A 15,430-nucleotide genomic window follows, 5' to 3' on the forward strand; every position below is an offset into this window, starting at 1 on the left:
CCAGTCCAATACAGACTCAGCCTCTTGGTTGCATAAAAAATGCGTAACAGATATTAAAACCTGTTACGCAATAAAAGTCTAACTTTTTGGGGTCACATCATCATTTTTGTCCATCTTTTTATTAAAGAAATTTCTAATTCTTTTCTGCTATATTCGTATTTTTCATTCAATCTTTTCAAACTGTAAGTAATTCCGTATGCACTTAAAAATACAAACATTGCCACACAGATTTTCATGGACAGAGCAAATTCATTCACCCTCCATTCCGGAAGCAAACTGAAAATAACCTGTTGCCCCTTATATCTGCCGGAATTCATAAAACAATGATGTATAAGCATTAAAATAATTGCCATACCTTTTACTTTGTTAGTGTCATTCTTTGTAAACATTTTCTCTCCATATGAAATACAGGATAAAGTCATTTATTTTGGCTCTATCCTGTATTCATTCAACTCTATTAATCCTCTGTACAAACATCTGTATACAAAGCTAAAATTTTTCTTTATTTAAAACCTTTTTCAAGTGAGCACCATATGGAGATTTTCCATATCTTTCAATTGCATTCTGTAATTGTTCATCACTTATCCAACCATTGTTATAAGCAATTTCTTCCGGTGATGATACAATTATTCCCTGTATGCTCTCTATCTGCTTTACAAATAATCCTGCATCTAAAAGAGAACTTACTGTACCTGTATCAAGCCATGCAAAACCTCGTCCTAAAAGTTCTACATCCAATAAATCTTCTTCTAAATACATTTTATTAAGATCAGTTATTTCCAATTCTCCTCTTGCACTTGGTTTAACTCTCTTTGCTTTTTCTACAACAGTATTATCATAGAAATACAAGCCGGTTATTGCAAAATTTGACTTTGGATTTTCAGGTTTTTCTTCTAACGAAACCACCTTCAAATCATCATCAAACTCAACAATTCCAAATCTTTGTGGATCATCAACTAAATATCCAAAAATTGTAGCTCTTCCAGTATTTTCATATGCTTTCTTTAGTCTTTTAACCAGACCATGACCATAGAAAATATTATCCCCTAAAATCATAGCACAACTATCATTACCAATGAATTCTTCACCTATAATAAATGCTTGCGCCAATCCATCCGGTGATGGTTGAACTTTGTATGATAAGTTAATTCCGAACTGACTTCCATCACCTAATAATTTTTCAAAATTAGGAAGATCCTCTGGTGTTGATATAATCAAAATATCCTTAATTCCAGCTAACATCAATGTTGACAATGGATAATATATCATTGGCTTATCATAAATTGGTAACAATTGTTTACTTGTAACACTTGTTAATGGATACAGTCTTGTACCACTTCCTCCTGCTAAAATTATACCTTTCATATTTACACCTCAATTTCCACTCTTCCGCTAATTATAACTTCGTCAAACAAATCTTTATCCAAATTGCTATTTGTCATTTCCTGTTTTCTAACTGTAGTATAATTACCATCCTGAGTTTCGTACATTAAAATATTATCTCCAGGCTGAAGACTCTCCTTACTAAAAGTATAAAAGTCCCCTTCCTTTGTTACATCATATTTTTTATTATTTTCAATATTGAAGAAAAATAATTTCTTTATATCTTCTGACTTATTTACTCCCAATAAATATTTGTTTCCATCCTTCAAAAGAGTAAATCTGTTCTTTTGCTGAATAGTCAGAATTGAATATCTTGAATTGAAAGTAATAATCTTATCTCCAACTGTTAATGTTGTTACTTTTGCAAGTTCTTCTGCCAGTCTTGGAGTGTAATAAGTTTTTTCTTCATCCTTTATACAAATTGTGTTAAGAACGTATGTTGAGCAAGGCAACTCTGTTATGTCTACCTTTCTATCCACCTCATTATATGGCAACTCTATCTTCTTCTGATTAAAATATCTGGTATATACAAATACATTTTCAACAGATATTTTTTCTTTATCTTCTAATCCAACATAAATTTGTAAATCCACATAGATTCTATCATTTTCATTTGAAATCCCCTTTACAGACAAAATACTGTTACTTCTCAACACACTGTTATATACATAAGGTTCAAGTGTCTTTACATTCAAGTCGGTAAACCATTTCTTTTCACGAATAAAATTATATATCTGTTTATATCTTTTTGCAAAAATTCTATCTGTTATATATTTTGTAGTAACCGGCATATCAGAATTTCCCAATAAATGTATAAAGAAAGCTTTATACTGCATCAGAAAAAATCTGTATCGGTTACAGGCATCAACAAAATCCTGATATGTATTTTCTTCATTCTCTTCATCTGCAAGATTATACAGCGGATAGTACAATCGAATTACACTATGCTCCCATATAGCTTTATTATAATCAAGATTTTTCTCAAAATCCTGTATACTTAGCTTTATCTGTGATTGGAATGAATCACATCTATCTGATATCATATGATATTCTGCTGTTTGGTCTGTTAATGAAATTTTTTCATCGTTTTTCTTTTTTCTCCAAAAGTATACGACATCTGTCAAAACACTAATTTTTTTTGCTCTCATAGCTGCCTTATATACAAATATTCTATCAGCAATAAGAAGATTTGCAGGCATTTCTATCTGATTATTTTTCAAAAAATCTGTTTTGTACACAGCATTCCAATAAAAAACCTGATTTGTAAAATTTTCTATTTCTTCATCAGTAGAAAGAACTTTGTCTTCTACAAATACATTATTTTCATTTAGAGAAATTAAAAAGGTATTCATAAACGCATTTGTTAATTTCATCGGTAAGCCTGATGCAAAATCTGAGCCATCCTGTTCAATTCTGGCAATAAGTTTTTTGTATGCACCATCTGCTACTATATCATCTGAATCAACTAAGGCTAAATATTTACCATTGGCTTTTGCTATCCCTATTTGTGAAGAAATAGCACCACCTGAATTTGGCTTTACAATCAAATGAAACTGTGGCTTGTCCTTAATATAATTGTTAATTACTTCAACTGAATTATCAGTACTTGAGTCATCTATAACAAATACTTCATATGAATCAATTCCCTGTCTTTCAATAGAGCTTAAGCAATCTTCCAAATACTGTTCATTATTATAGCTTAATACTACCACCGAAAGTGTTACTTTATTTTCCATTCTGAAAATACTCCTTTATCTTACTACATATAAATAATGCCTGTTCTTCTTCTAAATCAGCATATAGAGGTATACATAATATTTTCTTAGATATTTCCCTTGCAATAGGTGTTTCGTTGTAAATTTTAAACAACGGCATGTCATTTATTGCCGGGTAAAAATATCTTCTTGGGTAAATTTCGTATTTCTGTAAATATTCAGTTAACTCATCGGCTGAATACTCATCACCCTCTACAACTATCGGATAATATCCATAATTATACTTAACATTCTCTTTCTTTTTAAGTAGAACAAGCTGTTTTACTTCAGCTAATTCTCTATCATAAACTTCTACAATATGTTTTCTTTTTGCAATGTTATCTTCAAGGTGTCCCATATTAACAACACCCATTGCTGCAACAAACTCATTCATCTTTGAGTTTACTCCCTGATAAATTGTTTCACCATTTGACAAACCAAAATTAGATCTGGAAACAATTTCATCCAACATTTCCTTGGTTTTCAAAACAGCCATTCCGCCTTCAACAGAATTAAATACCTTTGTTCCATGAAGGCTAAACATAGAAGCATCTCCAAATTTTCCAATATCAGTTCCATTCACCTGAACATTAAATGCATGCGCCGCATCATATACCACTTTTAGATTGTACTTGTCTGCAATTTTCTGAATTTTTTCTACATCACATGGAGAACCATATACATGAACAGGAACGATTGCAACAGTTTTAGGTGTTATTAATTCTTCTATCTTATTAACATCAATATTATAATCTTCCCTAGTAATATCGCAAAAAACAGGTGTATGACCTGAATTTACAATTGCTAATGTCGTAGAAACAAATGTAAAAGAAGTTGTAATCACTTCTCCTGGCTCTATGCATGACAAAATATTTTGTAAAGTCATATGCCCATTACACTGTAAATCTATATTTTCATAGTCAAATTTTTTCTTCAATAAGTCTATAAACTTATGATACTTAGGTCCGAAATTTGTAATATGCTTTGTTTCCCATATAGATTTTATTTCTTCTGCATATTCCTCATATTCAGGCATTGCCGGTCTGGTAACAAATATCTTTTCCATGATTAATTAATACCTCCAATCAATTAAAGCACTCACACTGTCTAAGTCAAAAACTGGTATTTTACATTTTTTTGAAACATCATATCGCTCTCTAAATGCATCATCAATAAATATTGCATCTTTATGTTTTATATACTCGCTTTTTAATGTTTCGTCTTTTATATGAATTATTTCATCGAATATAGTTTCATCTATATGATATTTCTGCAAACTTTCGTGAATATTTTCTGCATGACGTGTTAAAAGCTTAATCTTTTTGTTTTTATTTAAACATTGATAAATAAATGCCATTACTTCTGTATTAACAGTCTGCTTATAAGTTATCGTATCATCAAAATCCATATACACATAATTATAATCAATATTCAATACATATTTATTAGATAATGCTCGGTCAACTTCTGCATAATCTAATAAGTTATCAATTGCTTTAATATCATAACCCATAAGCTGATATACAGTATTTAAAATATAATTAAATCCTCTAACTCGGCTCGTAGACATACTCCCGGCTACTCTTGGTGCCATTTCAAGCAATTTATAATGACCGTTTCTGTCTAGTTTTACCTGAAAGAACCATACGCCGTCAAATACAATTTTTTCATTGATTGCATCAGCTATTTGTTTCACTTCTGCCGGTAGCTCAACAATTACTGAATTTACACTAATACCGGTTTTTATTCTTTTTCGCATTCGCATTGATGCTACAACCAATTCCCTTTTACGATTCGTAAAGCAGTCTATAGTATACTCCTGTCCCGGCAATAATTCAGAAATAATGTATTCATCATCCTTTCCCTTTAGCTGGTTCAAGTCTTCCATTTTTTCTATTCGCATTATTCCCTGTGATCCTTGACCAATATCAGGTTTTGCAAATAATGGTAAATCCTTTTCTGTTATCTGACTCACTTTAAATGTCTCAGGTATGTACCATTCTCCCTGTAGAACTTCATAAGTTTTTCTCTTGGATCTTGCAATATCACAAGTTGTCTTATTTGATGTGGCAAGTTTACACTTTAGTTCATCTCTATGCTCTGATAAATATAATATTACATCGTCATACGCAGGAATTAACACATCTATATTATTATCTTCAATTATTTTATTAAGTTCTTCCATAAAAGTATCACTTGTTATAAAGGAAATTCCTTCTATGTAATTCTTGTATACCACACGTCCATGTGATGAAACTGAACTTAACCCTACCAGGTTAATATGTTTATCATATTTTAAAGCATTATGGACTTCCAAGCCAATTTCAGAACCACATGGAAACACTAAAACATTAATCATCTTAATCCTCTTTCAAAACTATATTTAATACTTTTTCACATGAATGTCCATCGCAATATTTTGCCATTTCATCACAAAAATCACGTAACTTACTATCATGTTCATAATCATATTGTTCAATATTTTCAATTGCATTTACTAAACTTTCATTGTCCTGCAATATTGGTCCTGGTAATGTATCCATTCCCACATACAACCCTCTTGTTTCATTAATATACTCATCTAAATCATAGGCATAGAACAAGATAGGTTTCTTTGCACTGGCGAAATCATAGAATACACTTGAATAATCAGTAATTAAAATATCAGCTATACATAACAATTGCATAATATCCTCTTCACCACTAACATTTAATAAGAAGTTTTTGTACTTATCATCTATTTCTAAGCTATCAGCAATTAAATGATGCAGTTTCACTAATACTACATATTCATCACCAAACTTTTCATACAACTGTTCCACATTAAATGGTAATTCAAAGTCATAACCTCTTACATAATCTCCCTGTAAGTCTCTCCATGTTGGTGCATAAACAATTACTTTCTTTCCTTCTATTGCCGGATAATCTTTATGCAGTCTTTCTACTGCAGCATCTTTTATCTTATCATTATAAAAGATATCATTTATAGGATATCCTTCCTTAATTAATGTTTTCTTAAATCTAAAAGCATTAACCAACTTTTCAGCACCATAGTCATTGTCTGCTAAGAAATAATCCCAATTCTGACTTTCTTTATACAAATTACCAAAAGCCTGTTTTTCAGGTCCCTCGCATTCGATATCAAATCCCAACTTTTTAAGTGGTGTGCCGTGCCATGTTTGAAGATAAATTGTTTCTTCTCTTTTCTTTTTAACAGGGAACAATATGTTATTTACCCAATATTTTGCTTTTGCCAAATAATAGAAATATTCTGAAGTTCCTCTTTCTACCAAAGTAACATTGCCCGGTATATTTTTGCTATCAGTATCAGGATATGCCCATACATACTTATATCCATCATACTTTGGATTACTTATCATATATTCGTATAAATATTTGGGATTTCCTGTATAATTCTTTCCTAAATTTGCTTCAAAGAAAATCAGCTTTTCGTCAACTTCCTCTGTCTTTAAAGTTTCAAAATACTTTTCTCTGCCTGTTTGGAATCTAATTCCTTTTTCACATTCGTCCTTTGACGTATAGTATATATTTAAGTTATATTGATTTTCACCTAAATAAAACGCCATCACTAATCCCTGATCTAATTCTTTAATATATAAATATCTTTCTTTTGTTGAATAATCCGCGAATTTCTTAACTAAAAATCCTGTTTCCTTAAATCCACCAACGTATTCTACACCCAATCTGAAGTTTAATCTTGCATTATAATACAAATATGGCAATAACTTGTCCATATCAATAATAACACTTCCCTCAACAATTCTTTCAGGTTTATCTATTGCTATATTATCAATTTGTATACTATTTTTTGAATAATTGTCTGTTAAATAGATATGTATTCTTTGAATCTTTGATAATAGTGAGCATACCTTAAAATTCAAAACAATGTTTCCGTTTTTCTCTTCTACATTGCAATCAGAGGTAAAGGTATTTGTACCTAAATCAAAATCATACTTTTCGCCATAAATATATTGATTATCTTTATTGCTAATTAACAAAATCTGTCTGTCAAAAAAAGTAAGAACATTGCCATATGCTTCTGATAATACGTAATCTTCTACATTTCTTGTTTTAGATTGAACTAACTTTAACCAGTTTGTTTCTAATTTCTTACTATTTTTTCCATATATCTCAAACTCAAATATATATCTGTCTATTAAATTTATTTCTCTATTCAAAAATTCATTTACATTATCAATTATTATTTGCTGTCCTATTTTGTACTCTGCAACTTTTTCTCTATCATTTGTTTTTAATGCTTTAATGTACAAAACAAACTTGTCGCATTTTTTTGCATCTTTGTTGAAGTTGATAATGAATTTGTTATCACTTGCCTCATATGAAATTCTTTCAATATATTTGTATGCAGGCTTTATATTCTGTATCTTCACCTTTAATTTACTTGGTTCAAATTTATAATTGTTATTATTTGAAGAAATATATATTTTCGAGAACTCTTCCCTTACAGACATCTTATTATTTGTTATGGATGTTGTGCTAACAGGATAATAAATTCCATTTCCAATACATACAACCTGTAATTCACCATATTCTTCAAAAAGTTCAGCATAATTATCTAGATTTATTTTTCCAGTTAAATCTTTATCAAAAATAACATTATACTCTTTATCTACTAATACGAACTTAATGTTATTTGATTTGTTATCAAGCGCATAAATTTTTGTATTAATTTCCAATGCATCTTCTAATGTTGAAAATTCAATTAAAACATATTCATTATCAGCTTTATTGTATGTTTTTCCACTAATCTTTAAAACTGCATCTTTTACTTCTATATTATCTAATTCTTCACCTTCAAAAGATGCTGTTTTTGAATATCCATTAACCAATGCTTTAAAATCATTGTTTCTTACTAATTTAAGAGTGCTATTGTTTAAACTAAGTCTTACCTGACCATTTTCACTTTCGACTTTATTGTTAGCTTTTCCCCAAACAAATGTCCATTGAGAATACTTGCTATTTTTGTTCTCAATAATAATATCTTCATTTTCAATGTATGCTACTAAGTGTGGCATCAAGTTTTCTCTTAATTTTCTACCAAATTTACTTTTTATTATTTTTAAGTAAACCTTTTTAATTACTCTCTTAATCATTCTTCTTCCCACTTCTATTTTATTATCTTTTTTAATACGCATATAAGCACATATCTAATGAATTATACCATATTTTAGCATTGTTTACAATGTCGCCAGGTTATAACCCAATGAATGATGTATATTATACTGTGACAAATATCAGTTTATGACCAACGCTCCTATAAGACAAAAAGATTAGCAGATTCTTTTGTAGTATCCGCTAATCCCTTAATATTTCTTATTATATGTTATCTATTCTCATACATTTCTTTATAATAATTCTGATATTCACCTGAAATAATTGTCTTCCACCACTCCTTATTATCTAAATACCACTGAATAGTCTTTTTAATTCCGTCTTCAAATTTTGTTTCAGGAAGCCAACCTAATTCATTATGGATTTTTGTTGGATCAATAGCATAGCGCATATCATGCCCTTTTCTATCTGTAACGTAAGTAATCAAGCTTTCAGGTTTTCCAAGCTCCTTGCATATAATTTTTACAATGTCTATGTTCTTCATTTCATTATGACCACCTACATTGTAAACCTCGCCTACTCTACCATTTCTAATAATTAAATCAATTGCTCGACAATGATCTTCAACATATAACCAATCACGCACATTTAATCCCTCACCATATACTGGTAAAGGTTTATCTGCCAATGCATTTGCTATCATTAATGGTATCAATTTTTCTGGAAAATGATATGGGCCATAGTTATTAGAGCAACGACTAATTGTCACCGGAAGTCCATATGTTCTATGATATGCAAGAACAAGTAAATCCGCTGCAGCCTTAGAGCTACTATATGGGGAACTTGTATGAATTGGTGTTTCTTCAGTAAAAAATAAATCAGGTCTGTCTAATGGCAAATCTCCATAAACTTCATCTGTACTTACCTGATGATATCTCTTTATTCCATACTTTCTACAAGCATCCATCATTACCGCTGTTCCCTTAATATTTGTATCTAAAAATACTTCCGGATTTTCAATTGAACGGTCTACATGTGATTCTGCTGCGAAATTCACAACTATATCAGGATGTTCTTCCTCAAATAGCTTATAAATCTCCTCCCTGTCACATATATCAATTTTACAAAAACGGAAATTAGGATTATCCATAACCGGTTCAAGTGTAGATAAATTTCCAGCATATGTAAGTTTGTCTACGCAAACAATTCTATCTTCCGGATGTTCTTTTAACATATAAAAAATAAAATTACTTCCAATAAACCCTGCTCCACCTGTCACAATAATTGTCATTTTATTTCCTCCAAAACATAATAATTTTCTCTTTAATCTTTTCATATTTTAACACGAATACTATTAAGTGGCAACACATCTTACATTATTAAAAAAGCACATAACTTACATTGTTTTGGAAAACTGCTCCTCTTGCTTTACCTGAAATCAGTCCATTTAACTTCTTGTTAATATAAGAAAACTGTTAAAAACATCCACCTCGCCGTACCCCCACTGTCTGTTTGGATAGTCTATATTCCTTTCTCGCCTTGCTCCCCTGATTAAATAATTCTTCACCGATATTCCATTCATATAAGGATCATTGCCATTTACAATTCCCCACTGAAACATTTGTGCGCAACAACCGGCAACCAAAGCTGTACTTACCGAAGTCCCTGTTTTTCTTGTAAAACCACCCTGTAGTATTGCCTCTCTTCCCACAGACGGTCCAAAAACATTTACCGCAGGTGCTACCATGTCAGGCTTCACTCTATCATCAATTGTAAAGCCCCTTCCGGATTTGCTGTAAATACTATTGGCAAAATTATCATATCCCCCTACCGATATAACTCCTGTGGCACTTGATGGAACTGTCAGCGTCGTGTCAGGATTAGGTTTTAGAAAATAAGTATCATTAACCATATACTGCCTTAAATTTGTCCATATATTAAACTCGCCATTAAGAATATTACTTCCATAAACTTTTATGGTCCAAATGCCTGGTGTTGGATTTATCACTCTCATAAAAATAAGTTCTTTTCCACTACCGAATTCCACAAGTTTGTAAAAAACCTCAATTACAGTATTTTCCAAAAGGAAACTTACTCGCTCACTTGTGCCCTTTCTTGAGGGGATTCTTGGAATGTTTTCTCCCAATGGAGAAGTAAATCCTACCGAAAAAATATCCGGGGAATTTGCCCACAATTCCAAAACAAAACCTCTGGCATTTTCACCTACCTGTATTTCCACATCGTCTGTTTCATCCTCTAAGATTTTCCCTTGATAGTGCAAACGTTCATTACTTTCATTTCCTGTAGGAACAACAACACATTCACCAATGTATTTTCCTAAATCGCTTAAAAATCTTGCCCCCGGTGTTCCTCCTGCCCTATCACCATTAGCACTCCCCAGTCCAAGCACAATTACAAGTGGCATATCATATTTAATCCTAAGGCTCCTTAAATAAGCTGCCGCCAGCATAATGTCATTTTCCTGAAAAGCAATTTCATCATTTTCAACTAAATAATATTCCTTTAAATATCTTTTTGCCGGTTTTAATTTAACCATGGCAATTACACTTTCCGGTGCACTTCCAATAAAATCCTGCTGCTCATTATAACTTCCGCAGGCAACACCAGCCAAAAAAGTTCCATGACCGTTTTCATCTGTATGGTTGACAATTTCCAACGGATTCTCATTTTCTAAAGCTTCGTTTATTTCCTCCATACCATATTCCGTTCCATATAAAAAACCTTCAGGTGGATTCCCGCTATTAACGGTTTGATCCCATATATTAATTATCCTTGTTCTTCCAACTGAATTTTTAAAAACATCATTTGTATACTCAATCCCCGTATCAATAAAACCAACTATCACGCCTCTCCCCGTCAGTTCAAAACCTGTCTGATTTTGCAGTCTTACTGCACCCGTTGCAGAAACGGAAGTAGAATCCATTAAGCCGTACAATTTTGGTATTGCCGTATAAGGATAGTCCCGTTGTTCAAAACTGTCTATGTTTTCCAAGTTCTCGTTTACTACAAAATATCTGTCCCCAATTATTTGCGGACAGTAGTCCCTGTATTGTTCAATTGCATTTTCTCCTCTACCATCAAACTCTACAATATAATCCCCATATTCCTCGGACATTATACGTTCTCTACAATCTGCCATTGTAACTCCCTACATAAATAATTCTTTACATTATATTTTCTAAAAAAACATTTATACATCCATATTTATGCGAAAAGAGCCATGGCAAATCACATTTGCCACAGCTCCATTGAATGTTTCTATTTAAATAGAAATTCATTAGTTTTGCTCCACTTTGTGTAAATCTTTTTCTTGCCCTTGTACTTATATGCTCTTATTTTTATTTTGCACTTAGCTGCTGTTTTCACTTTCAGCTTCTTGGCTGTTGCAGTTATCTGCTTTCCAAGTTTAGTGTAAGCACCGACATACTGAGCTTTCTGATTAACCTTCAAAGTCTTTTTGCTCTTTTTAGTTTTTCCATAAACTGTTACCTGTACCTGATAGCCTTTAGCTCCTGAAACTGCATTCCATGTTGTACCATATAACAAATATGGTTTAATCTTATTGAAGTTCGCCTTATATTTAATCTTAGTTGTGCTATCAAGTGCTTTCTCTTCAAGCTTTAAGCCCGGTTTCAAAGTGACACTGGCTATTTTTGTCTTATGGAAAGCTCCTGCTTTAATAGTCTTTACACTCTTTAAATCAATCTTCTTAAGTGCCACACAATTTTCAAAAGCCTGCTTACCGATATCAGTTGCTTTTTCTAAATTAATTGTTGTCAATTTTTGATTTCCATAGAAAGCCATTTCGCCTACAGTTGCAATCTTGTCACCTACTACTTTCTTCAAATTTGTACATTCAAGAAATGTAAGTTCTCCAACCTTAGTAACATTATTCAAATCAACTTCTTTTAACTTCTGGCAGCCACTGAAAATTGCATCGTCTAACTCAGTTATTTTTGCGGGTACCTTAAACTCTTCAATTTCACTTTTACGAAATGCTAATGCGTTGATTTTCTCAATATTATCATTTAAAGTAATATGACTGATTTTTGCATCGTTAAATGCATATTTCCCGATTTCTGTTACTTCCTTTGGTACTTCAAAAGTTCCTTCTTCATTCTTTGCTGCCGGATATAGTAATAGCTGTTTTCCATCTTTTGAGTACACAACACCATCTATTGATTTATATTTCGGATTATCCTCCGCCACAGTTACTTTGTCTAAATATTTCAAATGTGAATCAATGCTGTCACCATCAGGTAATTCTCCTGTATAATCCTTGTCAATATATAGCTTAGAATAAAGCACGTCATCTGTATTCTTTAAATAGTCGTTGATGTTTACTTCCTTGCCCACATATTTACTTGCCTTTACCATCTGTGGTTCAATAACTAATGCCAGTGCTAAAACAAATATCATTATTTTCTTCATATACTTCTTCATATTCAAGCCCTCCTCTCTACTACACTAAATTCATTTTATATTCCTTACTTCTACTAATAAATTGTCCGTCTGAAAATAAACTTACTTTTATTAAGAAGTTATTCATCTGCAAATAAGCTTTCTCCTATTAAGAAATTATTCTCCTGCAAATAAATTTTGTTAATCAACAACTGCATATTTGCTTCTATATGTGCTCCATTTTGTATAAACTTTTTTGTTTTTCTTAAGTTTATAGCCTCTAATTTTTACTTGGAAATTAATTATTTCACTGCCATTAATTTTTGCATTAACTTTAAGCACTTTCTTTTGTAATTTCTTGCTAAGCTTGTTACCCTTAAGTGTAGATTTAATGTAAACCTTATTTTTAGGAGCATTTTCATCAATTACTTTTATTGTTACCTGATAACCTTTTGCACCTGTAATTTTATTCCATCTCTTGTAGCTCAGAAGATATGGTTTAATGCTTGTAAAAGTTTTGTTGTAGTTTAATTTAACATTTGTGTCAAATGCCATCTTTCCAAGTTTCATGCCTGCCTTTAAATTAACTGATTTAATTCCTGTGCCACTGAATCCATATTCACCTATTTTCTTAATCTTACTAAGGTCAATTTTTTCAAGTAATTCACATGATTTAAAAGCATTGTCACCAATAACAGTTACATTATTTAAATTAACTGTCTTTAATTTCTTGCATCCACTAAAAGTTCCATCGTTAATCTTTGTCACATTTTTAGGAATAACAACATCCTGAATTTCAGTTAAAGCAAAAGCTCCTTCTTTAATTTCCTTAATATTGTCTGTAAATGTAATCTTACTTAATTTTGTTCCTGCAAATGCACCGTTCCAAATACTTTCAATGGTATCAGGTACAGTAAATTCTGAAAGTTCTTTTTGTTTTGGGTAACCATATAATCTCTTTCCGTCCTTTGATACTAAGGCTCCCTCAACAACTTTGTACTTTGGATTATCCTCAGATACAACAATGTTTTTCAAATTTGTCATATCAGGTATAGGTCCAATATAGTTTTCGTCCAAATACATTTGTGTATATGTTACGTTTTCTTCCATATTCTCAATGTTAGTAAGTTCCTCAACATTTTTTGTTTCTGCTGCTGATAACTTAAGCCCCCATTCTCCTGTTGCTGTTATTGCCAGTGCAAATGCCAACATAACAGATAACATTTTTTTAGTTACTTTTTTCATGGTCCTCTCCTCCTTCTTTTTATGTTTAACTATTATACGTAATGTAATACTATTTTATTGCAGTCATTAAAAGTTTTTTTATATTTTTTGCTTTTTTATTTCAACTTTCCTTTTTTTAATTTATATATGTAAATACTTGTGCACCATATGCTGTCGATTTTATACAACTACTTCCATATTTACTTTTCAAGAAAGTATTTCTATCAATAGCACCTGTTCCCCAACCATTAGTTCCATTTGCATCTGGTTCTTTTCTCGAATTAGATATAACAAATCTATTTGCCTTGAATCCATCAGTGTATTGACTTTTTATAGTATCGTTAAATGTAGACAAAATACCATGGTGTTGAATTTTTAAGTCATTTGCGGCCAATTGAACATTTTTATTTCCCATTTTTGCTCCTAGTTTTTGAAAGCGTTGTATCATTTCCATATACACATCACCTGTCAATAAAATTCTCTTGCCAGCAAAATCAATTCTACATAATATAGAACGGTTATTTTCAAACTTCGATGCATTCCAATTATTATCATCTGCTGTTTCTGTTAGTATTTTATACATATGCAGTGTTGCTGTTCCTATTTTTACTTTTACTGTTTTTGTTTCATTGTTTGCAACATTATCAATCTTACTACTGTCAGTGCTCAATGTAGGAATCACATCACAACTCCACTTAGACTTTATTTTGTCCTTAAAAGTTGAATATGATTGTGCTCCACATCCTGAATCAATAATTTTCCCATTCTTTCCAATAAATGGAGCATGTTTTGTATGTACTTTTGGTTCATAAAATTTACTTACTGTAATCTTGCTATTATCTGCAATATTGCAAAATCCTCCAAAATGATCCGCATGATGGTGTGTTAATACAGCACATTTTAAATTAATTTTACTAAGGCCTTTTCCTTTCATAAATTCATTCAAATATGTATTGCAATTATTTCCCTTTAGTCCCGCGTCTATTAATGCATACTCTCCATCGCATTCAATAAATATTGCGTCTCCTCTTTTTTCACCATTTGTTCCATTACCAATTGGTATAAAATGAATTTTCAGAGTAGATGAACTTGCTCTTGAATTGTTATTATAATTTGATACTTTCTGTTTTTCTTCGTTAATTGTTAAGTCAATATTTTCCTGTGCATTATCTGGTGTATTAAAGAACTCCTTTTCTATTCTGCTTAGATATTCTTCTTCCTCTAATTCTTCCGTTCTTTCCATCTCAAGAATATCTTTATTAGTAGTACTTTTTTCACTTGCATACACTTTCAAATTCCCGCTTGTTGTTATCCCAACTGTCATACACAACAGTGCTACAGCCATTACTTTAGTTTTTCTTCTTCTCATAGTTCTTCCTCCTTTTGGTAAAATCTTCACAAAAAAAACCACAATCTCTTTATAAAGGGACTGTGGTTAGGTTAATTTAGTATTACATATACTTTTTAATTATAAAATTCAAGCCTTTCACATCCCATTTTCTATTTCTCCGTTCACTTTTAATGTACTTAAATATTACCATTTTTTTCCATAT

Annotated in this window: 11 protein-coding genes; all 11 read right to left on the reverse strand. The window is 31.4% G+C overall.

What is annotated here, in order from left to right; translation table 11 throughout:
- Positions 1-92 precede the first annotated feature (92 nt).
- The 11 genes from ACZM4J_RS09870 to ACZM4J_RS09920 all read right to left on the reverse strand — a co-directional run bounded on the left by ACZM4J_RS09870 (position 93) and on the right by ACZM4J_RS09920 (position 15,246).
- Entirely contained in the window at positions 93-389 is a 297-nt protein-coding gene (locus ACZM4J_RS09870) for a hypothetical protein (protein WP_428244923.1), read from the reverse strand.
- A gap of 100 nt (positions 390-489) precedes the next feature.
- Positions 490-1,365: a glucose-1-phosphate thymidylyltransferase RfbA gene (gene rfbA / locus ACZM4J_RS09875; RefSeq protein ID WP_022164783.1), complete on the reverse strand. Its 876-nt coding sequence runs from the start codon at positions 1,363-1,365 to the stop codon at positions 490-492.
- Between the two features lie 2 nt (positions 1,366-1,367).
- On the reverse strand, positions 1,368-3,119 hold the full coding sequence (locus tag ACZM4J_RS09880) for a glycosyltransferase family 2 protein (protein WP_022164782.1): 1,752 nt from the start codon (positions 3,117-3,119) through the stop codon (positions 1,368-1,370).
- Entirely contained in the window at positions 3,109-4,203 is a 1,095-nt protein-coding gene (locus tag ACZM4J_RS09885) for a DegT/DnrJ/EryC1/StrS family aminotransferase (RefSeq protein WP_022164781.1), read from the reverse strand. Before ACZM4J_RS09885 ends, ACZM4J_RS09880 begins: the two co-directional genes overlap by 11 nt.
- A gap of 6 nt (positions 4,204-4,209) precedes the next feature.
- Complete coding sequence (locus ACZM4J_RS09890) at positions 4,210-5,496, reverse strand: ATP-grasp domain-containing protein (RefSeq protein ID WP_022164780.1); 1,287 nt, start codon at positions 5,494-5,496, stop codon at positions 4,210-4,212.
- 1 nt (position 5,497) lies between these two features.
- A complete protein-coding gene (locus ACZM4J_RS09895; protein WP_428244924.1) occupies positions 5,498-8,272 on the reverse strand; it encodes a CDP-glycerol glycerophosphotransferase family protein in 2,775 nt (924 codons plus the stop codon).
- 230 nt (positions 8,273-8,502) lie between these two features.
- On the reverse strand, positions 8,503-9,522 hold the full coding sequence (rfbB, locus tag ACZM4J_RS09900; protein ID WP_022164778.1) for a dTDP-glucose 4,6-dehydratase: 1,020 nt from the start codon (positions 9,520-9,522) through the stop codon (positions 8,503-8,505).
- A gap of 156 nt (positions 9,523-9,678) precedes the next feature.
- Positions 9,679-11,391 carry a S8 family peptidase gene (locus ACZM4J_RS09905; RefSeq protein WP_428244925.1) on the reverse strand — a complete coding sequence of 571 codons (1,713 nt, stop codon included), beginning with the start codon at positions 11,389-11,391 and terminating at the stop codon, positions 9,679-9,681.
- 119 nt (positions 11,392-11,510) lie between these two features.
- Positions 11,511-12,695, reverse strand: a complete 1,185-nt coding sequence (locus ACZM4J_RS09910; protein WP_022164776.1) for a leucine-rich repeat domain-containing protein — start codon at positions 12,693-12,695, stop codon at positions 11,511-11,513.
- Between the two features lie 159 nt (positions 12,696-12,854).
- On the reverse strand, positions 12,855-13,898 hold the full coding sequence (locus ACZM4J_RS09915; protein WP_022164775.1) for a leucine-rich repeat domain-containing protein: 1,044 nt from the start codon (positions 13,896-13,898) through the stop codon (positions 12,855-12,857).
- A 115-nt stretch (positions 13,899-14,013) separates the two neighbouring features.
- Positions 14,014-15,246, reverse strand: a complete 1,233-nt coding sequence (locus ACZM4J_RS09920) for an MBL fold metallo-hydrolase (RefSeq protein WP_022164774.1) — start codon at positions 15,244-15,246, stop codon at positions 14,014-14,016.
- Positions 15,247-15,430: the final 184 nt, after the last annotated feature.

The sequence above is a fragment of the Eubacterium sp. genome, assembly GCF_057858645.1.

Bases quoted from the DNA above. Each gene is read 5' to 3' on its own strand.
- ACZM4J_RS09895 (WP_428244924.1), bottom strand. From the start codon at position 8,272: ATGATTAAGAGAGTAATTAAAAAGGTTTACTTAAAAATAATAAAAAGT.
- rfbA (WP_022164783.1), bottom strand. From the start codon at position 1,365: ATGAAAGGTATAATTTTAGCAGGAGGAAGTGGTACAAGACTGTATCCA.
- rfbB (WP_022164778.1), bottom strand. From the start codon at position 9,522: ATGACAATTATTGTGACAGGTGGAGCAGGGTTTATTGGAAGTAATTTT.
- ACZM4J_RS09890 (WP_022164780.1), bottom strand. From the start codon at position 5,496: ATGATTAATGTTTTAGTGTTTCCATGTGGTTCTGAAATTGGCTTGGAA.
- ACZM4J_RS09905 (WP_428244925.1), bottom strand. From the start codon at position 11,391: ATGGCAGATTGTAGAGAACGTATAATGTCCGAGGAATATGGGGATTAT.
- ACZM4J_RS09880 (WP_022164782.1), bottom strand. From the start codon at position 3,119: ATGGAAAATAAAGTAACACTTTCGGTGGTAGTATTAAGCTATAATAAT.
- ACZM4J_RS09870 (WP_428244923.1), bottom strand. From the start codon at position 389: ATGTTTACAAAGAATGACACTAACAAAGTAAAAGGTATGGCAATTATT.
- ACZM4J_RS09920 (WP_022164774.1), bottom strand. From the start codon at position 15,246: ATGAGAAGAAGAAAAACTAAAGTAATGGCTGTAGCACTGTTGTGTATG.
- ACZM4J_RS09885 (WP_022164781.1), bottom strand. From the start codon at position 4,203: ATGGAAAAGATATTTGTTACCAGACCGGCAATGCCTGAATATGAGGAA.
- ACZM4J_RS09915 (WP_022164775.1), bottom strand. From the start codon at position 13,898: ATGAAAAAAGTAACTAAAAAAATGTTATCTGTTATGTTGGCATTTGCA.
- ACZM4J_RS09910 (WP_022164776.1), bottom strand. From the start codon at position 12,695: ATGAAGAAGTATATGAAGAAAATAATGATATTTGTTTTAGCACTGGCA.